This window comes from Acinetobacter sp. ANC 4648 (assembly GCF_002135345.1).
Lineage (GTDB): Bacteria > Pseudomonadota > Gammaproteobacteria > Pseudomonadales > Moraxellaceae > Acinetobacter.
Map to the genome: position 1 here is coordinate 168073 of NZ_NEGI01000006.1, position 25190 is coordinate 193262.

The window sequence follows — 25190 nt, forward strand, 5'->3', positions numbered from 1 at the left end:
ACGTTTTTGGTCGTGCTTGATTCGTTGATGTCATTCATAAGGATCATTGCAATGAGCCAATTAACGAATCTATCTTCAGCCCCTATTTCTGCTCAACATGAGCAAGATGCCAAAGATCTGACTCGAATTTTACCCGCGTCATCAAAAGTTTATATTCAAGGTTCTCGCCCAGACATTCAAGTCCCCATGCGTGCTATTACGCTTTCAGATACACCTACAGGTTTGGGTGGTGAATACAATCCACCCGTCATGGTCTATGACACCTCTGGGGTATATACTGATCCATCCATTCAAATTGACTTGAATCAAGGCTTACCTTCTGTCCGTGAAACATGGATTGAGGAACGCCAAGATACTCAACGTTTAGACAACCTATCTTCAGAATTTGGCCAACAACGCGCTAATGATATTCGTACTGCAAATATTCGTTTTGCCCATATTCAAAAGCCACGCCGCGCCAAATTAGGCAAAAATGTGACGCAAATGCATTATGCACGCCAAGGTATCATTACGCCTGAAATGGAATATATTGCAATTCGTGAAAATCAGCGTCAACGTGAAGGGGTCGATATGCGCCAACACGTAGGTGAAAATTTTGGTGCAAAAAATCTTAAAGAAATCACTCCAGAGTTTGTACGTAAGGAAATTGCTGAAGGACGAGCCATTATTCCAGCCAATATCAACCACCCTGAAATTGAACCCATGATTATTGGTCGTAATTTTTTGGTGAAGATCAACGCTAATATTGGGAACTCTGCACTGGGCTCTTCAATTGATGAAGAAGTCGCAAAAATGACATGGGCAACCCGCTGGGGTGCAGATACGATCATGGACTTATCTACCGGTAAAAATATCCATGAAACACGTGAATGGATTATTCGCAACTCACCTGTTCCTATCGGAACAGTACCCATCTATCAAGCTTTAGAAAAAGTTGATGGTGTTGCTGAAGATTTAACTTGGGAAATTTTTAAAGACACCTTAATTGAACAAGCCGAACAAGGGGTAGATTATTTTACTATTCATGCAGGTGTACTTTTACGATATGTGCCACTCACTGCAAATCGTCTAACAGGCATTGTGTCACGTGGTGGATCAATCATGGCGCAATGGTGTTTGGCACATCATGAAGAAAACTTCCTGTATACCCATTTTGATGACATCTGTGAAATCATGAAAACCTATGATGTTTCATTTAGCTTAGGTGATGGTCTACGACCGGGTTGTATTCAAGATGCCAATGATGAAGCTCAATTTAGCGAACTGCGTACTTTAGGTGAACTCACGCACCGTGCTTGGGAACATGATGTACAGGTCATGATTGAAGGTCCAGGGCATGTGCCCATGCATATGATTAAAGAAAATATGGATCTACAACTTGAAGTGTGCAAAGAAGCGCCCTTCTATACCCTAGGCCCTTTAACTACAGATATTGCACCAGGTTATGACCATATTACATCGGCAATTGGTGCAGCGATGATCGGTTGGTATGGCACAGCCATGCTTTGTTATGTCACACCAAAAGAACATTTGGGCTTACCAAATAAAAAGGATGTTAAAGATGGCATCATTACCTATAAAATTGCAGCACATGCGGCTGATTTAGCCAAAGGCCATCCAGGTGCACAAGTCCGTGATAATGCACTGTCTAAAGCACGTTTTGAATTCCGTTGGGATGACCAATTTAATTTAAGTCTAGATCCTGACACTGCACGTTCTATGCATGATGAAACCATGCCCAAAGAAGCACATAAATCTGCACACTTTTGTTCAATGTGTGGGCCTAAATTTTGCTCTATGAAAATCACACAGAATGTGCGTGATTATGCGCAAAATCAAAATATTGCCAAGCTCCATAAAGAGTCTAATTCCGATGTTGAAGCAGGTCTCGAAGCGATGAAAACCGCTTATCAGGAACATGGACAAAAGTTGTACCACAAAGTATAAAGTTTTAAAAAAATATTTGTCTTCCTGTAATTCTCAGTTAGGATGAAATAAGTACATTTCATTCTGATTGAGTTTATGCATATTCTTCAACACGCAACCTATGGCCACAAAGATTTTAAAATAGAATCACGTGAATTTGTGTTTCGAGGTTTTGTTCAAGTTGAAAAAGTATGTTTTAAACATCGTCTATTTAATCAAGATACATATACGCCAGTCATTTCACGAGAATTGATAGCACGTAAAGAAGCTGCTGGGGTTTTAATTTACGATGATCAACAACAAAAGTTTGCTTTAATTGAACAATTCCGAGTCGGTGCAATACTAGATATTGACTCACCTTGGCAACTTGAAATTATTGCAGGCGTACTTGATGGCAATGAATCACCAGAAAGTTGTATAAAACGAGAAAGTCTTGAAGAGTCAGGCTGTGAAGTCGATCACTTAGAACATTTATTTACTTTCTACCCTTCAGCAGGTGCCTGTAATGAAATTTTTCATTTATATAGCGCTCAAAGCAGACTCCCCTCCGAAGGTGGTATTTTTGGTATTCCAGATGAAGGTGAAAATATAAAACTACATTTAATTCAATACTCAGAACTAAATATATTATTAAATAGTAATCGTTTACGTAATGCGCCTGTTATTATGGCTTTACAGTGGCTTAAGCAACATATATCTACATTATAAATGTGTCTAGGGGAAGACATGCCGACATTCAAACCACCGAACTTACAGAATAAAATTATTATTCAAATTACAGATACCCATCTCATGGATCACCCTGAGACGGAATTTGTCCATATTAATCCGGAACAAAATTTTCATGCCGTCGTAGATGATATCTTACAGCGTTTTTCGCATATAGATGCCATTGTACATACAGGTGATTTGGCACAAATTGCCAATCCAGGAACGTACGCACGCTATCAAACCTATATGCAAAAACTTGGAATTCCTTTTTTCCAAATTCCAGGCAATCATGACGATCTCGCGCTCTTTCCCTTTCATACCCCAAATCCCACCCCAACAGTGATTGAACTGGGTGAGTGGAGTGTTATTTTATTAAATAGCGCAGTATCAGGACAAACTGACGGTTACATTCAAACAGAGCAACTACAACAGCTGAAACAAATTCTTGAACAGCACATAAATAAAAATATTATTTTAGCCTGTCACCATCATCCTTTTGCAATGAAATCACATTGGATCGATCAGCATCAGCTCAAAAACACAGAAGAATTTATTCAAATTTTAGAAAATTTTAACCATATCAAAGCAGTCATTTACGGACATGTACACCAAGATTCAACCTATATATGGAATGGAATTCAATTTCTATCTAGCCCTGCAACCTGTGTACAATTTAAACCGTTTAGTCATGATTTCGCTTTGGACGATATGGCTCCAGGTTATCGGTATTTACATTTAAAAGAAAATGGTGAGTTTGAAACTAAAGTTTTCCGACTTAAAAACTTTAGCCAAAAAATAATGCAGGAAATTTCAGGTTATTAGCTTTCCATTTGCTATTTTTTCCATTAAGTTATTGCTCCTATCAAGATATGCATTAAGTCAAATCATTGGATTCATGGCTTTCATCTTTGGTAAAAACTCTATATGATGACGACCCCCGATGGCAACATTCTATCGGCAGCGATAAAAATACTTGCATATCACCATATTTTTTGCGTATAGATATACGTATATGATGAGGAATGCCCTTTATGGCGACTGACAACCAAAACCAAATCTTAGATGAAAAAACAGATGCTATTGTAGACGAAAAAGCTACGAAACGTGTCCGTAAAACTAAGCCAAAGGCATCAGAAGGCGGTACTACAGCAAGCCTTTTTGGTATTGAACCTTATCAACCGAAAAAAAATGAAGAGTACATGTCTGAGGGGCAACTCGAGCATTTTCGTAAAATTTTGCTTGCGTGGAAAACTGAACTCATGTCTGAAGTTGATCGCACCTTGAACACCATGCAAGATGAATCATCTTCACTTCCCGATGTAAATGACCGTGCAACGCAAGAAGAAGAATTTGCGATTGAATTACGTACACGTGACCGTGAACGTAAATTGATTCGTAAAATTGAACAATCGATTGAAGCTATTCAAAATGATGACTACGGTTTCTGCGAAACATGTGGTATCGAAATTGGTTTACGTCGTTTAGAAGCACGTCCAACTGCAACTTTATGTATCGATTGTAAAACATTAGCAGAAATCAAAGAAAAGCAAAATAACGGTTAATTTGAGTCATTCATGTTGACCCAAGATCACCGTTATACGGGTCGGTTTGCGCCATCGCCAACCGGCCCTTTGCATTTTGGTTCTTTGATTACCGCTGTCGCTAGCTATTGCGATGCCAAAGCACAGCAAGGGACGTGGATTGTCCGCATTGAAGATACTGACATTCCTCGCATCTATCCTGGCAGTGAACAGCACATTCTACGGTGTCTGGATGCGTTCGAATTTGAATCGGATGTTGACATTATTTTTCAGAAAGATCGCCTTGATATTTATGAACATGTCTTAACCCAGCTCAAACAAAAAAATCTCATTTATGCCTGCCAATGTACTCGTAAAATATTAGGTCCAAATCATATCTACACAGGTACCTGCCGAGACTTAAAACTCCCTTTTGAACAGCATGCTATTCGGGTTAAAGTATCGGATCAAAATATTTGCTTCACAGATCGTTTGCAAGGCACGCATTGTTGCAATTTAAAAGAGCAACTCGGTGATTTTGTTCTCAAACGCCGCGATGGTATTATTAACTATCAATTAGCGGTAGTCGTTGATGATTATCTGCAAGGCATGACCCATATCGTGCGTGGCGCAGACTTACTTGATAATACGGAACGTCAAATTTGGTTAGGTTCGTTACTTGGTTATCCGACGCTACAATATATGCACTTACCTTTAGCCATGAATGCTCAGGGCCAAAAATTATCAAAACAAAATTTAGCACTCGCCTTAGATATTCAAAATGCACCCAAGTTACTTCAGCATGCCATTATGGCCTTAGGGCAACGTCCAGTGGACTTAGATCAACCACACAAAATGTTGGCTCAGGCAGTCGCTCAGTGGAACATACAACATATTCCACAGGGCACTCAGATGAATGACATCTATCAATAAGCTCATTTACCGCTGAGCTTTCAAATTAAAGCAAACTATTTACTATAAAACTAAATGTTTTCATCCTAGTCTTTATTCTGAAACGAGAAAATTGAATCTCCGAAATTTTTGATCTATTTTGCACATGACTTCAATAAAAAATGGTGTGATCACAATATGTAGTCACACCATTTTTTGCCGTAATTGAAGTAAATTTAGAAACTCGATTCTTCTCTCGATGGATTAGCTTTTTGTGTGGTGACATCAATTTTTAAAATCAAACTAATCATAACGGCACACATGATTAAAGAGGATCCCCCATAACTAATAAATGGTAAAGTCAAACCTTTGGTCGGTAACATTCCCATATTCATGCCAGCATTTACCAAAATTTGTAATAAGAAAATAATACTGATTCCGTAAGCTAAATAGCCTGCACGTAAATATTGATGCTGTAGGGCACGATGACCAATACGAATACAACATGCCAGCATCACGAAGGACAGCGTTAATACGGTTGCGATACCAAAGAAGCCAAACTCCTCCCCCAGAATCGCCAACATAAAGTCGGTGTGTGCTTCAGGCAAATAGGACATTTTTTGGATACTATGCCCTAAACCGACACCAAACCACTCACCGCGGCCAAATGCCATCAAAGCATTCGAGAGTTGATAACCAGTACCCAATGGATCTGCCCATGGATTCGAAAATGACATCAAACGCTCATAACGATATGGCTCAAACACAATCAAAAATACAAAGGCAGATACAATTGCGCCAAACGCAATACCAAATTGAATTAAGGGTGCTCCTGCAAGGAAGAAAACTCCTAGCATCATCGCCGCAATTACCACTGTTGCCCCTAAGTCAGGCTCAGCAATAATCAGTCCCACCGTAATCAGCATCACCGCACCTAAGCGGATTAACCCTTTGATATTATTTCGAACTTCCTCAGCCCGTCGCACCACATAATCAGCGGTAAAAATAGCCATCATGACCTTAGCGACTTCCGTCGCCTGTAAGGTAAAACCACCTATACGAATCCAGCGTGTAGACCCATTGACCTCTGTTCCCACCAGTAATACAGCCAGCAGTAACAAAATGGTAAGCAACCAAAATGGGAAGGTATTTTTAAACCAAACATTTAATGAAATTTTATATACAAACAGCGCCGCCGCCGCCGCAACAACAATAGAAATTGCATGACGAATGACATAGTGAAATGGTGCTTCATGCATACGTTCTGCATAAGGCATAGATGCTGAAGCCACCATCACAGAACCAATGCATAGCAACATAATTACACAAAAGATCAAGACATTTCGAGCAGTAAGCTCAGCTGGAATCTTTGGTAACCACTTTTCATATACTTGATTAATTTTACTTATGGTCGTCTGAGCTAACCCAGCCATATTCTATTCCTTATGATTATTCTTAGTTGAGCTCATTCACACAAGCAACAAACTGATGACCACGTTGTACATAGCCAGTAAACATATCAAAACTCGCACAAGCGGGTGATAATAGCACCACATCTTTGGCATGCGCATGCTGCTGACAAATTTTCACAGCTTCCTTTAAGCTTTCTGCATGAATTATTGACGTTGTGCCTTGAATCGCTGCCTCAATAATGGAACGATCTTCACCAATCAACACTGCAAGCTTGGCATACTTATGGAGCGAGTCACGTAGCGCAGTAAAGTCTTGACCTTTACTCTGTCCACCCAAAATAGTCAAAACTTTACCGTGTTGTGCCTCAATAGCAGCACCTAAGCCATCAATTGCCGCTAAAGTAGCACCAATGTTGGTGCCTTTAGAATCATTGTAATAACGAACCTCATGCACTTCTTTGACAAACTCACAACGATGCTCTAAACCCTTAAAAGTTTTTAATGTTTCAAGCATAGAGTCTCGTGGTAAACCAATCGCTTCACCGAGTGCCAAACAGGCCAATGCATTAGCCATATTGTGTGTCCCTTGCATATACATATCTGCACTGTTTAAGAGGCGTTCACGACCACGTGCTAACCACATGGTGCCATCATCATCTTTGAGAATACCGTACTGATTCAAATCAGGTGCATTTAAACCAAAACTTTGCATTGGCGTAACATCTGGTACCAACGGACGAGTCAAGGAGTCATCACGGTTAAATACCACTTTTTTCACACCTTGGAAAATACGATGTTTTGCAGTGTGATAAGCAAACATATCGCCATGGCGGTCTAAATGATCCTCACTAATATTGAGAACAACTGCGACCTCTGCATTCAAATGCGATGTGGTTTCAAGTTGAAAACTTGATAATTCTAAAATATAAAGGTCTGGATCATCCTTGGTTAAATCCAATGCAGGGCGACCTAAGTTACCGCCTACCGCCACTTTAACCCCAGCCTCTTGCGCCATAAGACCAATCAACGTCGTGACTGTGCTTTTAGCATTCGAGCCCGTAATCGCGATAATCGGTTTATCGGTTGCACGACGTAAAATTTGAATTTCACTGACAACAGGAATACCTTTTGCAATCGCAATCTGAATTTCTGGAAGCTTAGGATCAAGCCCAGGACTAATAATAATTTCTTCAGCTTGGAGTAATAATTCTTGATTAAATTCACCAAAATAGGTTTGCACTTCAGCAGGAATTTGATCATGTCCAGGCGGGACTTCTCTGGAATCAGTTACAGCAACGCGGTAGCCTTTGTCATGTAAAAAATTAACTGCTGAAACTCCTGAAATCCCAAGTCCAGCCACGACTTTTAAACCACCACGTTGTATTAACATTTTGCCCACCAGCATTTGATTTTTTTAAACTTGCAAAATGTTAGCACTTTGCCGATTTTATTGCTTTTTCTGTTTTAACTTTCTGTATAGTTTTTTGTGTCAGTGCGTAAAAAAGCCATCATTTCTGATGGCTTTTAAAATTTAATTCAGCAAAAAGTATTATTTCCATTTCACCGCTTGGACTTCTGTCTTTTTAGGACTGTCCGATTCATCACTACTACAACCACAGCTTCCACCACAGCCCATCACTGCTGCAGGCTTTAGCCATTTGGCCAAAGCTGACCAACCTTGCTTGCTACAACTGTTTGACAAAGACATAAAAACTGAATTTGCAGTTTTTGGAAAAACCTTTTTAAACACTACAACGGCGCTCCAAAGCACCAATGCGGTAATAATCAGTAATTCAATCATCTCAATCTCCTGCGGTTATACACCGAAATAACGTGATGCAATCTGATAGGTAAGGAATGACATTAAATAAGCCAAACCAAATAAATATGCGGTCATACCCGTAACAATTTTCAACGAGCCTGTTTCACGTTTGACTGTCGCTAAAGTCGCTAAACAATGCGGTGCATAGATAAACCAAACCAATAACGATAGCCCCGTTGCCAATGACCACCCCGTACCATCCGCACTAATTAAATGTGATAACCCTTGTGCAATCGCATCATCATTGGTTGCAGATAAAGCATATACCGTGCCTAAAGCAGCGACGACAACTTCACGTGCAGCCATCGCAGGAATCAGTGCAATACAGATTTGCCAATTAAAGCCAATTGGTGCAAAAATCGGTTGCATGATATGCCCAAGCATCCCTGCAAAACTATAATCAATCGCAGGTAATGTAGCCTGATCAGGAGCCTGCGGGAAAGTACATAGGAACCACAACAAAATAGATAAGGCGAAGATGATGCCACCAACACGCTTTAAGAAAATTTTGGCACGATCCAACAACCCAATCCAAATACTTTTAATATCTGGAATACGATAACTCGGCAATTCCATCAGTAATGCATGTTGTGATTTATCTTTTTGGAAAAATTTTAAGACAAATGCCACTAACAATGCACTCACGATACCTGCCATATACAGACCAAAGAGGACTAAACCTTGCAGATTTAGAATTCCCCAGACTGTTGTTGATGGAATAAAGGCTGCAATTAAAAGTGCATAAACTGGTAAGCGTGCCGAACAAGTCATCAAAGGTGCAACCAGTATCGTCACTAAACGATCTCGTGGATCACTAATACTCCGAGTCGCCATTACCCCTGGAACTGCACACGCAAAACTTGAGAGTAAAGGAATGAAAGCACGACCACTGAGTCCTGCTTTAAACATCAACTTATCCAGCAAAAATGCCGCCCGTGGTAAATAACCTGACTCTTCTAATACCAAAATAAAAAAGAATAGAATCAAAATTTGCGGCAAGAACACAAGCACACTTCCCGCTCCAGCAATAATGCCATCCACCACCAAACTATTTAGTAAGGGATGTGTAATATGTGCGCCAATCAACTCACCCAAATGACCAAATAAAGCTTCAATTCCATCCATAAAAGGTGCGGCCCAAGAAAATACTGCTTGGAACACTACAAACATCATTACCGCAAGACTAACTAAGCCAAAAACTGGATGTAAAAATATTTTATCGAGGAAATCTGTGCGTTTATCTTCATGATTCACAAAGTTCACAACATCTTTAAGAATTTGATCCACTTTTTGATGGTTCGAACCCTGAGTTCCGATATCACTTAACTCTGTATCTGGCGTTCTGAACTTACCTTGATCTAGGGCAGCAATTAAATTTTCAATTCCTGAATTTTTGACCGCCACAGTCTCAACGACTGGAATGCCTAAACGCTGAGACAGTTTTTGAGTATTGATTTGCATGCCACGACGGCGTGCTTCATCCATCATATTAAGTACCAATAAAATTGGTTTACCTTGTGCAATGACTTCGAGCACTAAACCAAGATGTAATTTTAAATTGGTTACATCCACGACACACAGAAAGGCATCTTGATGTTGTTCCTCTTTAATCTTACCCAACACCACATCACGAGTAATTTCTTCATCTGGACTAGTTGCATTTAAACTATAAGTGCCTGGCAAGTCTAAGACCCGTACACTACGACCTGAGGGTAAATTAAAAATACCCGTCTTACGTTCAACAGTCACGCCTGCATAGTTCGCAACTTTTTGGCGTGTTCCAGTTAAATGATTGAATAAAGAGGTTTTACCGCAGTTTGGATTTCCTATCAAGGCAATACGTAATGCATTACTCATGCGGAAACTCCTACAGAAGTACGGATATTTTCAAGATTAATTTCAATTTTTTCAGCTTCAACTTTACGCAGTGCGAATCGGGTAAAACCCACTTGAATTAAAATAGGGTCACCGCCAAAAATACCTTTGGTAATCACCTGCACTGCTGTGCCTGGTACAAAACCTAATGTTTCCAAACGGCTCGCAATAAGATCGGGAGAACTCAAATTATCATCTGAAGTACGATTCACTTTGCTAATAATTGCAGTCTGCTTTACTTTCAATTCTGACAAACGCATTGCATCTGACCCTAAAATAATTTCAAAACTAAATTTATTATACATATAAATGAGAATAGTTACCAAGTAAGGTCTATTACAATTCTCATTTAGCTACCCGCATTTAGGTTTAGAGTTTTTTAATCTACATTTCAATGTTACATTCTTGAATTGTGCTGCCGAAGTCAAAATCATCCATGCTGAATAAAAAACCTCGTACTCCTACAGCTGTCACTATTCCTGACAATTTAAGCTTTTTACAAAGTTTCAGAGATTATTTAATTGCACACACGGTCAGTCCGCATACCCGAAATGCATATTTATCCGACTTAATTCAATGTAGTGAATGTAGTTCTGCTGCCTTACCAGACTGGACACATGATGAAATTTCTGATGTTTTAATTGCACTCACCAAACAAGGCAAAAGTCCACGTTCTATTGCGCGTAGTTTATCTGCGCTACGCTCATTTTATAAATTTTTACGTGAACAAAAAATCCGCTTAGATAATCCTGTGGTCGCACATAAAACCCCAAAGCTCGGTCGTGCTTTACCTAAAGATTTATCAGAACAAGATGTAGACGCACTGATTCAAGCACCCGATATTACGAGCGCCTTGGGTTTAAGAGATCGTGCTATGTTGGAGGTTCTGTATGCTTGCGGATTACGCGTGACTGAGCTATTAAATTTACGACTAGATTTAATTAATCTCAAACAAGGCTATTTGCGTATTGTCGGTAAAGGCAATAAAGAACGGCTTGTCCCTTTGGGTGCAATGGCCTGTGAATGGGTTGAAAAATATTTAATAGAAGCACGTGCACAATTATATAAATCATCCACGGATTATTTATTTTTAACCCAACATGGTGGGATTATGAGTCGACAGAATTTTTGGTATGCGATTAAACGTTATGCTCTACAAGCCAATGTTCAGACTGAACTTTCTCCCCATACATTAAGACATGCTTTTGCAACACATTTGCTGAATCACGGCGCGGATTTACGCGTAGTACAAATGCTACTAGGTCATAGTGATTTATCTACCACCCAAATTTATACGCATGTGGCACAAATCCGTATGCAAGAACTACATGCGCAACATCACCCCCGAGCTTAAACAAGAATTGAGGAATCTTTGTATTTACGTCGCCAATTTACATCCCTTAATCAAGTTTTAACGAACTGAGCTTATTTTTTTGCTATTCTTAATCACTCAAAATAATGCTGAAAAACAGAAAGAGTTGTTTATGCTATTGAATCGTTCGAAATTGATGATGGCTTGTATATTAAGCAGTGGGTTAGTATTGTCTGCGTGCTCAAAATCTCAAGATGCTAAAAAAGATGATGGCACATTAACAGCAACCGCACCTGCAACGGGCGAAGCATCAAACTTAACCGAGCGTAACTCTCAACAACGATTGATTCAAACTTTACAAAAACATTTTAAAACTGCGGGAATTACTGCAAAAATTACCGATGTAAAACCCACTGAAGTTCCTAACTTATATTGGGTCAGTATGGAAGGTACTAATTCAGTTTATGCCACCAGTGATGGTAAATTTTTAATTCAAGGCGATGTAATTCGTTTGGGTGGTAACAAACTGACCAGTATTAGTGATAAGTTACAAAGCACTGAAAATAAAAAACACCTCTCTTCACTGAAAAAGGAAGATCTACTGGTTTATCCTGCGCAAGGTAAAACCAAGCATGTGATTTATGTCTTTACCGATGCCAGCTGCCCGTATTGCCACAAATTACATGAGCAAATTCCTGCAATCACTGCGAAAGGGATTGAAGTTCGCTACATTGCTTGGCCACGTGGCGAACAATTTATGCCAGCGATGGAAAGTGTCTGGTGTAGTGCAAATCGTCAAACAGCATTTGACCAAGCAATTGCAGGTGTCCAACTACCTCCAGCAACGTGCAAAAATCCAGTTCGTGACCAATATCAACTCGGACTTAATATGGGCGTCAATGGCACACCAGCGATCTACAATGAAGCAGGCGAACATATTGGTGCATACATGACTGCGGAAGAGCTAGAGCAACGTTTAAATAACTAATTTTTATTGGTTAATTTACTATTTTTTATACAACAATATAAAGATACGCCAGACTCTAGAGTCTGGCGTATTTTTTAGCTATGATCTAAGCTTAATATCATTTATATGCATAATTGGAGTGTGACGTGAAACCAGTTCGTCTGGCAATACTCGGTCTTGGGACCGTAGGCGGTGGAGCCCTTAAACTATTACAAGAAAACGCTGCTGAAATTAGACGTCGCACCGGTCGTGAAATTGAAATTACCCATGTGGGCACACGTCGCCCACGTCCTGATTTAAATTTACCTGCAAGCGTGAAACAAAGTGCAGATTTACTTGAGATTGTACGTCAACCAGATGTTGATGTTGTAGTTGAAGTAATGGGTGGAATTCATCCTGCCTATGAAGTCATCATGGAAGCCATTAAGCACGGCAAACAAGTAGTCACTGCAAATAAAGCCTTGCTTGCTGAACATGGTAATGAATTGTTTAAAGCAGCAGATGATCACCACGTTCAAATTGCATATGAAGCTGCGGTAGCAGGTGGTATTCCTATTATCAAAGTAATTCGTGAAGGTTTGGCTGCTAATAAAATTGATTGGCTAGCAGGTATCATTAATGGTACTGGCAACTTTATTTTGACTGAGATGAGTGAAAAAGGTCGTGCCTTTGCTGATGTACTGCAAGAAGCTCAGGAACTAGGCTATGCCGAAGCTGATCCTACCTTTGATGTTGAAGGAATTGATGCTGCACACAAACTCACGATTCTTGCCTCATGTGCATTTGGTATTCCTTTACAATTTGACAAAGTTTATACCGAAGGCATAACCAAAATCACGGCACAAGATGTGAAATATGCAGAAGAGTTAGGCTATCGGATTAAGCATCTCGGTATTGCTCGCCGTACAACTCAAGGAATTGAACTACGTGTCCATCCGACCCTTATTCCTGAAGAAGAGTTAATTGCCAATGTAAACGGTGTAAAAAATGCAGTATTGGTGCAAGCCAATGCAGTGGGGCCAACTTTGTATTATGGCGCAGGTGCAGGTGCAGGCCCTACCGCCTCTGCTGTAGTTGCAGATGTGGTCGATATTGTCCGTGATATCATTTATACCGAAGATGGTTCAGGCACCATTCCACAACTTGCGTTTGAAGCATTATCTGACTTAAATATTTTAAGCAGTGATGAAATGACAACAGGCTACTATCTACGTTTAAATGCAGAAGACCAAACTGGCGTACTTGCCGATGTCACCACCATCTTAAGTCGTGTTGGTATCAGTATTGATGCCATTCTGCAGCAACCACGCTTAAAAGATTTAATTCCGATTGTGATTTTGACCGATCCAATTGTGGAATCAAAAATGAATGAAGCCATTGCTCTAATTCAAGCCTTACCGGCTATTCATGGCGAAATCGTACGAATTCGTTTAGAATTGCTTGATAACTAATCGGTTTGAGGGCTCAGCCCTCACCAGCTCTACTTAAATTGGAACACACCATGTCTACTGCAAATCGCTATACAGGACTTGTTGATCGCTATCGTGACCGCTTACCAGTATCTAAAACTACACGTGCTATCTCTTTAAATGAAGGTAATACACCGCTCATTAAGCTAGATAATATTCCAGGTATTATTGGTAAAAATGTTGAAATTTATGTGAAGTATGAGGGCTTAAACCCAACTGGTTCATTTAAAGACCGTGGTATGACCATGGCTGTAACCAAAGCCGTTGAAGATGGCTCTAAAGCGATTATCTGTGCCTCGACAGGGAATACATCTGCAGCTGCGGCGGCATATGCTGCACGTGCAGGCATCAAAGCATTTGTGTTAATCCCAGAAGGCAAAATTGCTATGGGTAAAATGGCACAAGCGATGATGTATGGTGCAATCACTATGCAAATTCGTGGTAACTTCGATGACGGTATGCGTTTAGTGAAAGAAGTGGCCGATCAAGCACCGGTTACCATTGTAAACTCAATCAATCCATACCGTTTACAAGGTCAAAAAACCATTGCTTACGAAATTGTAGAAGCACTCGGTCGCGCACCTGATTACCACTGCTTACCTGTTGGTAATGCTGGTAATATTACAGCGCATTGGATGGGTTATACTGAAGCAGTTGCTAACCAACCGGTTGAAGAATTTGAAGCTGTGATTTATGACGCCGCAACGGATAAATTTTCAGGCCCAAATCCTGAAGGTCGTCCAATTATGGTCGGTTATCAAGCCTCTGGTGCAGCTCCATTCTTACGTGGTGGTCCAGTTGAACATCCTGAAACTATTGCAACAGCAATTCGTATTGGTAATCCACAAAGCTTTAATCATGCCAAAGCTGTAGTCCGAGATTCAAATGGTTGGTTCGATGAATTAACTGATGCTGAAATCTTAGAAGCTCAACGCTTACTGTCTATGTACGAAGGTGTCTTTGTTGAACCTGCTTCTGCCGCGTCTATTGGTGGTGCAATTCGTGACATTAAAGCAGGTAAAATTGCTGAAGGCTCAGTAATTGTATGTACCGTAACAGGTAATGGCTTAAAAGACCCTGACACAGCAATTAAGCAATGTGCTGATGCAGTTATGCTATCGATTGATGCCACAATGAATCAAGTAAAAGAATCCATTCTTTCTAATATGTAAAATCTGATGAAAATAAAAAAACCTGCATCATGCAGGTTTTTTTCAAATGAATGTAATTAAATACGTTTCGGTAAGTTACTGACCCAATTCAACAAATTGATTGCATCATTGGTACGTGCTTGAGAAGTACTTGCTCCAAGCAAGACTAAAACTGCTGGACGATTATTCACAGTCGTATGCATTACTACACAGCGCCCTGCTTCATTAATATAACCCGTTTTAGAAATATTAATATTCCACCCACCATTACGTACTAAGGCATTGGTATTATTTGATTTTAACACTCGATAGCCTAAATTAAAATCATAATGTGCTGTGGTTGAAAATTGACGAATTAAACCATACTGCGATGCTGTACTCACCAAAATCCCCAAATCACGTGCAGATGCAATATTATTCGGGTCTAAACCAGTTGATTCAACATAGTGCGTAGATGTCATTCCTAATTGACGAGCTTTCGCATTCATCGCTGCGATAAATGCTGGACGTCCCCCTGGATAAGTACGTGCCAAAGCTGCAGCTGCTGGATTTTCAGACTTCATTAACGCCACCAGTAACATTTCAGCCCGATTCATCGTATCGCCCGCTTTTAATGTTGAGCTGGAATTTTTACCGCCAGCACCAGCAAAATCAATTTGCTGTAAGGTAATGTCTTCTGACATATTCAAACGTGCATCTGCCGTGATTACCGCCGTCATGAGCTTGGTAATCGAAGCAATTGGTAATGCCAAATTAGTATTCTTGCTATACAGCACTTCACCCGTCTTCGCATCCATCACCAAGGCAGCACGTGCATTCACAGAAGGTTGGCTACCATATCTACTGCTATCCAAAATTTGTACAGATTTCGCAGTTGTAGTAATAGGCGTGTTATTAGCCTGACGAATAGTGGTGGTGAGTGTTGTTGAACCTTGAGGCGATATTTCCTCAGCATCATCGTCGAGTGAATCATTATTTAACAATTGACTCGCATCAGATGATGACCAACTCATCGCAGCTTGAGCGGAATTCCCTGAAGGATTCATCACCAGATCTGCAAAACTTGTTGAACTCAAACCGAGAAGTACAGATAAACCTAATCCCTGCATCAACATTTTTTTGGATTTTTTCATGGCAATTTTCTCATCTCAGGGAGGTTTTTAGCCATCTTGCTTATTACCTCAAATATGACTTACATTTACACCTAAACGTGATTAATATTACAACACATATTGAATCGCGCTATTGTGCACAAATATTTAGTGAACATTAAAGATAGCATTGCTAATTTCGTTATAACAATGCAAGTATTTTTTGCTTTATGTAACAAAAAAGTTGTTTATTAAAATATCCAAGGAGGCTGATGTGATCACGGTTCTAGTGGTAGATGACCATGAATTAGTACGTACTGGTATCTGTCGAATGTTAGAAGACCAAATTGACATACACGTTATCGGACAAGCCGAATCTGGCGAAGAAGCCATTACCTTGGTCAGACAATATCATCCCAATATCGTGTTATTAGATGTCAATATGCCAGGCATTGGCGGTGTGGAAACCACACGACGTTTATTACAAACCGCCCCAGAAACCAAAGTCTTAGCGGTCAGTGGTTTAGCAGAAGAACCTTATCCATCTTTACTGTTAAAAGCAGGAGCACGCGGTTATATCACCAAAGGTGCACCGATCTCTGAAATGGTTCGTGCCATTAAAAAAGTGATGCAAGGCGGAAAATATTTCAGTGCAGACATTGCTGAACAACTCGCCAGTTCGTATTTATCAGATACTCAACTCTCTCCTTTTGATGCACTGTCTGAACGTGAAATGCAAGTTGCGATGATGGTCGTAAATTGTATCAGTGCACAAGAAATTTCAGATAAACTCTTTGTCAGTGTCAAAACCGTCAATACTTATCGTTATCGTATTTTTGAAAAACTCAATCTAGATAGTGATGTCAAACTTACTCATCTCGCCATTCGTTATGGACTCATCAAACCGTAGATTATTTCTCAATTTTTCAAGAGTACATATATGTCGCCTGCGGTATCTATTCCAATCTATCAAACGATTTACCGTTTAGGCACACTCTACGCAGGCTATCGCTTAACCATTGCTTTATGTTTAATCTTGATTTTCCTCATTACCTTAGAAAATCAAGCTTCACATTATGAATACCCGAGTCTTTATTTTTATGCCTTAATCACTTTTGCCATTTTTAGCATTGGGCAAATGCTTGCACTCAAATTTTACCCACATATCATCTCTCGACAATTTATTGCTATTTTCTTAGTTGATGTCGCATTTTTAAGCACTTTAACCTTTGCACTGGGCGGCCCCAACCTTTCCATTAGCTTACTCTTTGTGATCACCGTTTTTGCAGCGAACTTTCTCCTCACAAAGAATAAGGCCTTATTGATTACACTTGCCTCGGTCATCTCTATTGTTTACCAGCAATTTTTTGGCAGTTTTTTTGATTATTCCAATTTAAATAATATCGGTAACAGTGCTTTATTGGCCTTTTTATTTTTTGTGGTGTATGGCATTGGACAAGTAGCGATTCGTCGCTTTCAGGTATTAGAATCGCTCAACACCTTACAATCACTAGAATTGTTCAAATTACAAAATATTAACCGCTACATTTTAGAACAAATTGAAGTCGGCTATTTGGTCTTAGATGAAAATTTTAAAATTATTGTGAGTAATCCAGCAGCCTGTGCTTTATTAGGAATATCTCCCCTATATACACATGAGCAATATCATCTCGCCACATTTCAACCCGATTTATTCGACAGTATTCAATCTGCTGTACTCCGTGAGGGGGAACGATTCCAGTTTGAATCGCAACAATCCACCTATTGCGTTGATATTCGTGTCCAAAAATTAATTGTCCCACAGCAGGCGCTCACGTTATTGGTCTTAGAGGATGCTCAAAAACTCAATCAAAAAGTCCAACAACTCAAATTAGCTGCTTTAGGACAGCTTTCAGCCAGTATCGCACATGAAATTCGAAATCCACTTGCCGCCATTGTTCAAGCCAATGAGCTGACAATCGATAGTGATGCTGATCAAAAAAAATTACTCCATCATATGATTAGCAAGCAAGCTCTGCGCATTGACCGAATTATTCAAGATACCCTAGATATGGCAAAAAATAAAAAAACCATATCGACAAAAATTGCCTTAAAAACATTCATTGATGATCTCATCCGACATGATTTGTCCGATGTAAAATCAAAGATTAAATTTAGTTTTTCTGACAGCCCTAATATTTATTTTGATGAGTTTCAGCTCAGACAAGTCTTGATAAACTTAGTTCGTAATGCACTCAGACATAACGCTATAGATGCAGCATTTATTCAAATAAATATCTTTAAAACTGAACAAAGTATTAACATTGATGTGATCGATTTTGGTAATGGCATCAACAAACAAGACTTATCACAACTTTTTCAACCTTTTTTTAGTACCGAAATAAGTGGAACTGGTTTAGGATTATACCTATCACATAGTATTTGTGAGGCAAATCAAGCAAAATTGATCTATGTAGAGCAAAAACAACAAGGGGCATGTTTCAGGATTGAGTGCCCACTCATTGGTTAATTATTTAGGTTTTTTGGGGTTATGGCTACACAACAACCATTAGTATTACTTGTTGATGATGAACAAGATTTATGTATGCTTATGCAAATGAGTTTAGCCCGTATGGGCATAAAAACACATATGGCGCATCATCTAGAGCAAGCCAAATATTTTTTTAGTGAATATAAATATAATGCGTGTATTACCGATTTAAATCTTCCTGATGGCAGTGGCTTAGATTTAGTCAGGCATGTCACGCAAAACCACCCCAAAACCCCCATAGCCGTACTGACCGCCTATGGCAATATGGAAATTGCAATTGCATCACTGAAAGCGGGTGCCTTTGATTTTGTCAGTAAACCTATTAATCAACTGCATTTACAACAGCTGTTAAACAAAGCATTACTCGTTCCTCAAATAGATTCTGAATCCACATCTTCCAAACTTGAATTTAAAATGTTGATTGGTGACTCCCAGCCCATTCAAAAGCTCAGAGAATCGATTAAAAAAATTGCACGCTCTCAAGCACCAGTATTTATTACCGGTGAATCTGGAACTGGAAAGGAAGTTGTTGCCAATTTAATTCACCAACTTAGTAATCGACGTGATCAAGCCTTTATTGCCATTAATTGTGGTGCAATTTCTGAAGAATTGATGGAAAGTGAATTATTTGGTCATGTTAAAGGTTGTTTTTCTGGGGCAACTCAAGATAAACAAGGGCTAATATTAGCTGCCGATGGTGGTAGTTTATTTTTAGATGAAATTTCAGAACTCTCTTTATCTATGCAAGCCAAGTTACTCCGCGCTGTACAAGAGAAAAAAATTCGACCACTGGGCAGTGAAAAAGAAATTGAAGTCGATTTCCGAATTATTAGTGCCAGTCATCAAAATATAGAGGAACGCGTTCAACACGGAAAATTTAGACAGGATCTGTTTTTCCGTATTCATGTGATGGATATCGCACTGCCACCATTACGTGAGCGTGGCCATGATATTCTCATTCTTGCACATCATTTTATTGCACAAATTTGTCACGAATGGGGCATTGCAACCAAGCAATTGAGCAGTGCTGCAAGTGCATTTCTCTTGCAAAAATATTTTGCAGGAAATGTGAGAGAACTGCGAAATATGATTGAACGAGCCATCACACTTTGCGATGAAGAATTTATTGCACCATCACATTTACAACCAAGCTCTCTCCGCCCGACCTTATATCAAGAACTGAATGAAGAGAAGGATATCATCCTGCCCCCTCCCCAAATCCAACCTATAGAAGCTGTAAAAATTCCTGAAGAGGGCTTAGAACAGTTCTTAGAAAAAGTAGAGAAAGAAGTACTTCTGACTGCGCTAAATCAAACCCATTGGAACAGAACCCTTGCGGCTAAAAAATTGGGTATGACCTTTAGATCTTTACGCTATCGTTTGAAAAAATTTGGATTAGATACTGAAGACTAGGAACATAGATCTTATTAATCTGGAAGCTTTAAGACATAAAGTAAAGTGAGACTATTCTTTATGTCTTAATAATTGCTCTGAAACATTATTCAGATAAGTCTCTTCTTTCATGTCTAATGGCCAAGGATATTCCTGATTGGGACGAATACCTTGCCCATCAATCATTAATCCATTCGGCGTATAATAATGCGATACAGTCATTTGTAAGGCCGCGCCATTGGCTAAAGGAAAGAGCTTTTGTACCACCCCTTTACCATAGCTTTTCTCCCCCATAATCCAAGCACGCTTATGATCTTTCATCGCTGCAGTAAAAACCTCAGCTGCAGATGCTGAACGTCCATTAATGAGAATACCCAGCTTTAAATTTGGAAAGTCATCTCCTGGTAAAGCCTGAAATTGCTGATCCCCTTCAGAGCGGCTTTGGGTCGAAACAATACGGCCTTGACTTAAAAATAAATCAGCAGTTTCTACCGCAGCAGACAATAATCCTCCAGGATTATTTCTTAAATCAATCAAAACGGCTTTTACTTTATTTGAATTATATTCTTCCAATAATCTTTTGACTTCATTCGCGGTGTCTTGTTGAAATACTTTTATTTTTAAAACAAGCACTTGGTTGTGTAATAACTCAGCTTCAATATCTGCCACATCTAATTTTTTATTACGTACAATAGTAATTACAGGACTTTTAGAATTGAGCTGTAATTGAAAGTTTGAACCAATCGAACCATGTAATAAATCATCGACTTGTTCTTTATTTAAATTCTTCAGTTCTTGATTATCAATTTTAAAAATTGTAAAACCATTTTTTAAACCCAGTTGATAAGAATCGGAGTTTTCGTTCAAATTTTTAATTTGCCATTGATGTGCATGAGTATCATAGCTCACATCAAAATCAGCGGTGGCTAAATCGCCTTCGGTATATTGTAATAATTGCTTATATTCTTCTTGCGTTAAATAACGAGAATAACGATCTAACCCCCCAACTAAGCCTTTAATCGCTTGTAAAAATAGGACATCATCCGACTTTTCTTCAACATAGTTATCTTTAACTGTGCCATAAATCTGCACAAATTGTTGGATCGCTTCAATCGGCACTTCTGCAATACGCTGTTCTTCGATCACTTCATCAAAATCGAGTGCCGCAGAAGCTTTTTCTGCAGCCCAGACTGAATGACCTCCACTTGTAAGCAACCCTGTTAACACAGCAATATATTTCCAAGTTTGAGCCATTCATTCACCTATTTGAGAGACGTATTTTATGCTTTAAGTGTAATCAGATTATGCCCTTGCATATCTTCTGGAATAGGCAACTGCATTAGACTAAGTAAAGTCGGAGCGACATCAGCCAACACGCCACCTTCAGCAATTGTTGCCGAAGTCGGCCCCACATAGATAAACGGAACTAGCTCTGTAGTATGCTGTGTATGTACTTGTCCACTGACATAATCTTGCATTTGTTCCACATTACCATGATCAGCCGTGATTAACATATGCCCGTGGTTTGCCATCACTGCTTCATATAAACGTCCTAAGCAGGTATCGACAGCTTCCACCGCTTTTACCGCGGCATCAAACACCCCTGTATGCCCGACCATATCCCCATTAGCATAGTTCACCACCAACAAGTCGAATTCACCTGAATTCACGGCTTTAACCAACTCATCCGTGACTTCATATGCACTCATTTCTGGCTTTAAATCATAGGTTGCAACATTCGGCGATGGAATTAAAATACGTTTCTCACCCGAATATTCATCCTCACGACCACCGCTAAAGAAGAAGGTCACATGCGCATATTTTTCAGTTTCAGCAATACGCAATTGTGTTTTACCTAAATTTGATAAATATTCACCAATTGAGTTTTTCAATCCATCTGGCATATACGCCACGGCAGCATCAATCGTGGCTTGATAGCGCGTCAACATCACAAATTTAGATAAATTTGGTACTACTTTACGTTCAAAACCTGCAAAATCTTTTTCAACAAAGGCTTTAGTAATTTCACGGGCACGATCTGCGCGAAAATTCATAAATACAACACTGTCGCCATCTTGAATTTTAGCGATTTCACCAATCCGTGTCGCTTTGACAAATTCATCATTTTCCGCTGCTGCATAGGCTTGTTCCAAGCCTTCAACAGCAGAAGATACGACACGTACTGCTTCACCTTCAGTGAGTAAACGATAGGCTTGCTCAACACGATCCCAACGATTGTCACGATCCATCGCAAAATAACGACCAATCATCGTGGCAATGCGACCTTGATTTGGATATTGCGCAAAGATTGCATCTAATTTTTCTAAAGAAGGTTGTGCGCTACGAGGTGGCGTATCACGACCATCGAGGAATGCATGTAAATATACGGTTGCTCCACGTTTCAATGCCAGCTCACACATCGCAATAATCTGATCTTGATGAGAATGTACACCACCTGCAGACAACAAACCCATAATATGTACAGCGCCATTCGCTGCTTTGGCTTTTTCTACCGCATCAATCAATACTTCATGTTCAAAAAAAGCACCAGTCCGGATATCTTTGGTAATTCGAGTGAAGTCTTGATACAACACACGACCTGCACCAAGATTCATGTGCCCTACTTCTGAATTGCCCATTTGGCCATCAGGTAAGCCGACATCTTCGCCTGAACCTGAAATTAAACTATGCGGATGCTTAAGTTGTATTGCCGTTAAATTCGGTGTTTTTGCTGCAAGAAAGGCATTGTCCTTGACCGCTTCACGATGACCCACACCATCCATAATCACCAATACGTGAGGGATTTTGCCAGCAGTTGCATCCGTCATAATTTACACTCTTTTCTGTTTACAAATTCATCGCAATATCTTACCGCTTTTCTGCGTAAGACTCTATTCCAACTGGATGACATCAAGTGATCCAGTCAATTTCAACGCTATATTTGGTTTATTTCGCTCGATGTAGCAAATAACTACCAGCAATCAACATTAGTCCAATCGGTACAAAAACAAACCACGCTGGCGAAGGTGAATAAACCAAACTTGCATAACCTAAAAAGTCTTGCAAATAGTAAAAACCTAAGCCCACAAATAAAGCGATTACTAAGCGGAAACCCATGGATTGTTGTCGTAATGGCCCAAAAACAAATGAACAAGCCACCAAAACTAAAACCAATAATGCAAATGGCGAACCTGCTTTTTGCCAAAAAGCTAATTGATAGGTTTTGGGCACTTGGCTATATTCATTCATATAGCGCATAAAACCGACCAGTTGACTTGGTGCTAAATCTTCAGGATCAATCGTCACCATATGGACATATTTAGGTTTTAAGGCCAAAGCTAAATTTTGTTGCGGGCTTTGCACTAATTCAGCATTCCCTTGAGCCAAAACATTCATTTGAGTGGTATCTGTCAATTTCCACTGCCCATCTTGAATAAATTGGCCTTGTTCGGCATTTAATAATGATTTAAGACGATAATCAGAATCAAAATCGATGACTTGAACTTGCTTTAAATTGCCTTGTGAATTGGCATAATTAATATAAATAAAACGCTGACCTTCGCGTGTCCAGTACCCTTTGACTTCGCCTAACGCCGCAATACTATGATTGCTTTTGACACTTTTTGCCTGTTCAGTGGTATAGGGAATCACCCACTCAGTTAAAGCAAAGGAAAAAACGACCAGAAGTAAAGCTGGTCGCATCACCCAACTGACAATCCGCCATAAACTGACGCCAGCTGAACGCATCACAATCAATTCACTATTTGAAGCTAAAGCACCTAAACCCAGTACAGCACCAATCAGTGCCGCAATTGGCAAGATAAGATTTAAATAATATGGCGCTCCAAGCATGACAAATTTAAATGCTTGCCATGCTCCATAGCCTTGCTTTAATGAGCCTAACTCACCTAAATAAGTAAATAAAACCTGTAACACTGCCAAAACTAACATGGCACCGCACATCGCAAGCGCAGTGGTTTGAGTCACATGTTTGGCTAAAATTTTACGTGCTAACATTATGATCTCACCCGCTTAATCTGGTTCTTAATTTTTGGTGCTAGTTTTTGTTTTCTAGAAAAAAGTGCCGCGGCAATCAGATAAAAAATTAACACGGCAGGATAAGCCCAAATCCCCATTTCCTCTTTACTAACCCGAGTTTTAATCGCCATTAAAGCCACAATTAAACTGGCAAAAATCATCAATGCTGGGAATAGTTTTAAATAACGGCCCTGTCGTGGCGTCACTTCTGAAAGTGCGACAGCCAATGCTAATGCCACAAAAATAGTAAATGGTACAAAAATTCGCCAACCCAACTCACTGGCGACGACTGGGTCCTCACGGGTTTGCCATACATTTAAAAATGGTAAAGCCTCTACTTCGGTGCTTTCAAATTTAGCTTCTTTGTCACTTTCTAAACGGAGCCGATACGATTGAAATTCAATTTGTGTGTACTTTGCTGTGCCTGGAAAAATTTCATAGCGTCGACCCTGTATGAGATCGACTACACTAGCAGTATCATTGGCAACTTCAACCCGTGTGGCTTCTTTGGCCAAAATCATTGCATCGGGCTTGTCTGCTGTTGCAGCACGCTGATAAAAAAAGATATCTTTTAAATTCTTACGATCATCTGATAAAGATCCTGCATAAATCGTATAAGCACCTGATGAGATAAACTCTTTTGGTCGGACTAAATCAAAGCCTGTACGAATCGCTTGAGTCGAAGTCAGTTGATAATACTGACGTAATCCCCATGGTGAAATCCACATCATCAATGCCATTTGTAGAATTAAATAGACAATCGCTACAGGGATCAATAAACGTGCAATTCGATGCTTACTAATACCGCTACTGTTAAAAATTGCCATTTCATGATCGACGTAGAGGCGACCAAAAACCAACATTAACCCAATAAAAAAGCCCAGTGGAAGAATCAAAGTTAAAAATTCAGGTAATCGATAGCCAATAATGCTAAACAAAATACTGACATCTAAACGGCCTTGTGCAGCAACCCCAAAATATTTGATCAAACGCCCACCCATCATGATCAGTGTAAGGATCGTAATCACAACCAGAGAGGTCGACACCACTTGTTTAACAAGGTAACGTCTTATAATCAAAGTA

At 39.7% G+C, this 25190-nt stretch carries 21 protein-coding genes and 2 pseudogenes; 13 read left to right on the forward strand and 10 right to left on the reverse strand.

Features of this window, described 5'->3' with window-relative positions; genetic code table 11:
* The first annotated feature begins 51 nt into the window (after window positions 1-51).
* From thiC to gluQRS, 5 genes are all read left to right on the forward strand, one after another.
* The gene (thiC, locus tag B9T27_RS11820) at window positions 52-1947 is read left to right on the forward strand and encodes a phosphomethylpyrimidine synthase ThiC (protein WP_086207012.1); all 1896 of its coding nucleotides are present in this window, start codon (window positions 52-54) and stop codon (window positions 1945-1947) included.
* A 75-nt stretch (window positions 1948-2022) separates the two neighbouring features.
* Window positions 2023-2634: an NUDIX domain-containing protein gene (locus B9T27_RS11825; protein WP_086207013.1), complete on the forward strand. Its 612-nt coding sequence runs from the start codon at window positions 2023-2025 to the stop codon at window positions 2632-2634.
* A gap of 18 nt (window positions 2635-2652) precedes the next feature.
* Window positions 2653-3459, forward strand: a complete 807-nt coding sequence (cpdA, locus tag B9T27_RS11830; RefSeq protein ID WP_086207014.1) for a 3',5'-cyclic-AMP phosphodiesterase — start codon at window positions 2653-2655, stop codon at window positions 3457-3459.
* A 209-nt stretch (window positions 3460-3668) separates the two neighbouring features.
* Window positions 3669-4199, forward strand: coding sequence for an RNA polymerase-binding protein DksA (gene dksA, locus B9T27_RS11835; RefSeq protein WP_086207015.1), 531 nt, complete (start codon window positions 3669-3671; stop codon window positions 4197-4199).
* 12 nt (window positions 4200-4211) lie between these two features.
* Window positions 4212-5090 (forward strand): tRNA glutamyl-Q(34) synthetase GluQRS, encoded by an 879-nt coding sequence (gene gluQRS, locus B9T27_RS11840; RefSeq protein ID WP_086207016.1) that lies wholly within the window; start codon window positions 4212-4214, stop codon window positions 5088-5090.
* A 194-nt stretch (window positions 5091-5284) separates the two neighbouring features.
* Here the strand turns inward: gluQRS and ftsW are convergent, their stop codons facing one another.
* From ftsW to B9T27_RS11865, 5 genes are all read right to left on the reverse strand, one after another.
* Window positions 5285-6481, reverse strand: coding sequence for a putative lipid II flippase FtsW (gene ftsW, locus B9T27_RS11845; RefSeq protein WP_086207017.1), 1197 nt, complete (start codon window positions 6479-6481; stop codon window positions 5285-5287).
* Window positions 6482-6503: 22 nt separating this feature from the next.
* Entirely contained in the window at window positions 6504-7850 is a 1347-nt protein-coding gene (gene murD / locus B9T27_RS11850; protein ID WP_086207018.1) for a UDP-N-acetylmuramoyl-L-alanine--D-glutamate ligase, read from the reverse strand.
* Between the two features lie 159 nt (window positions 7851-8009).
* The gene (locus tag B9T27_RS11855; RefSeq protein ID WP_086207019.1) at window positions 8010-8261 is read right to left on the reverse strand and encodes a DUF6587 family protein; all 252 of its coding nucleotides are present in this window, start codon (window positions 8259-8261) and stop codon (window positions 8010-8012) included.
* Window positions 8262-8276: 15 nt separating this feature from the next.
* Window positions 8277-10139, reverse strand: a complete 1863-nt coding sequence (gene feoB, locus B9T27_RS11860) for a ferrous iron transporter B (RefSeq protein WP_086207020.1) — start codon at window positions 10137-10139, stop codon at window positions 8277-8279.
* Window positions 10136-10417, reverse strand: coding sequence for a FeoA family protein (locus B9T27_RS11865; protein ID WP_086207078.1), 282 nt, complete (start codon window positions 10415-10417; stop codon window positions 10136-10138). The genes feoB and B9T27_RS11865 overlap by 4 nt, the downstream gene beginning before the upstream one ends.
* Before the next feature lie 176 nt (window positions 10418-10593).
* On the opposite strand from B9T27_RS11865, the gene xerD reads away from it, so the two are divergent.
* The 4 genes from xerD (at window position 10594) to thrC (ending at window position 15077) form a co-directional block, all read left to right on the forward strand.
* Complete coding sequence (gene xerD, locus B9T27_RS11870; protein ID WP_086207021.1) at window positions 10594-11511, forward strand: site-specific tyrosine recombinase XerD; 918 nt, start codon at window positions 10594-10596, stop codon at window positions 11509-11511.
* 130 nt (window positions 11512-11641) lie between these two features.
* Window positions 11642-12457 (forward strand): DsbC family protein, encoded by an 816-nt coding sequence (locus B9T27_RS11875; protein WP_086207022.1) that lies wholly within the window; start codon window positions 11642-11644, stop codon window positions 12455-12457.
* Window positions 12458-12582: 125 nt separating this feature from the next.
* Window positions 12583-13887, forward strand: coding sequence for a homoserine dehydrogenase (locus tag B9T27_RS11880; RefSeq protein WP_086207023.1), 1305 nt, complete (start codon window positions 12583-12585; stop codon window positions 13885-13887).
* A gap of 50 nt (window positions 13888-13937) precedes the next feature.
* Window positions 13938-15077, forward strand: a complete 1140-nt coding sequence (gene thrC, locus B9T27_RS11885) for a threonine synthase (protein WP_086207024.1) — start codon at window positions 13938-13940, stop codon at window positions 15075-15077.
* Between the two features lie 56 nt (window positions 15078-15133).
* Here the strand turns inward: thrC and B9T27_RS11890 are convergent, their stop codons facing one another.
* On the reverse strand, window positions 15134-16189 hold the full coding sequence (locus B9T27_RS11890) for a D-alanyl-D-alanine endopeptidase (protein ID WP_086207025.1): 1056 nt from the start codon (window positions 16187-16189) through the stop codon (window positions 15134-15136).
* A 232-nt stretch (window positions 16190-16421) separates the two neighbouring features.
* On the opposite strand from B9T27_RS11890, the gene B9T27_RS11895 reads away from it, so the two are divergent.
* The 4 genes and pseudogenes from B9T27_RS11895 to B9T27_RS15225 form a co-directional block, all read left to right on the forward strand.
* Window positions 16422-17057 carry a response regulator gene (locus tag B9T27_RS11895; protein WP_086207026.1) on the forward strand — a complete coding sequence of 212 codons (636 nt, stop codon included), beginning with the start codon at window positions 16422-16424 and terminating at the stop codon, window positions 17055-17057.
* Window positions 17058-17087: 30 nt separating this feature from the next.
* On the forward strand, window positions 17088-18656 hold the full coding sequence (locus B9T27_RS11900; protein WP_086207027.1) for a sensor histidine kinase: 1569 nt from the start codon (window positions 17088-17090) through the stop codon (window positions 18654-18656).
* A gap of 21 nt (window positions 18657-18677) precedes the next feature.
* A pseudogene (locus B9T27_RS11905) lies at window positions 18678-19838 on the forward strand (sigma-54-dependent transcriptional regulator); the annotation flags it as partial.
* A gap of 78 nt (window positions 19839-19916) precedes the next feature.
* Window positions 19917-20090 (forward strand): annotated as a pseudogene (locus tag B9T27_RS15225) (helix-turn-helix domain-containing protein); the annotation flags it as partial.
* 51 nt (window positions 20091-20141) lie between these two features.
* Here B9T27_RS15225 and B9T27_RS11910 read toward each other — a convergent pair.
* From B9T27_RS11910 to lptF, 4 genes are all read right to left on the reverse strand, one after another.
* Complete coding sequence (locus tag B9T27_RS11910) at window positions 20142-21323, reverse strand: S41 family peptidase (RefSeq protein WP_086207029.1); 1182 nt, start codon at window positions 21321-21323, stop codon at window positions 20142-20144.
* Window positions 21324-21349: 26 nt separating this feature from the next.
* Window positions 21350-22897, reverse strand: a complete 1548-nt coding sequence (gpmI, locus tag B9T27_RS11915; protein WP_086207030.1) for a 2,3-bisphosphoglycerate-independent phosphoglycerate mutase — start codon at window positions 22895-22897, stop codon at window positions 21350-21352.
* Between the two features lie 118 nt (window positions 22898-23015).
* Entirely contained in the window at window positions 23016-24086 is a 1071-nt protein-coding gene (lptG, locus tag B9T27_RS11920; RefSeq protein WP_086207031.1) for an LPS export ABC transporter permease LptG, read from the reverse strand.
* Entirely contained in the window at window positions 24086-25186 is a 1101-nt protein-coding gene (lptF, locus tag B9T27_RS11925; RefSeq protein ID WP_086207032.1) for an LPS export ABC transporter permease LptF, read from the reverse strand. The genes lptG and lptF overlap by 1 nt, the downstream gene beginning before the upstream one ends.
* Window positions 25187-25190 lie beyond the last annotated feature (4 nt).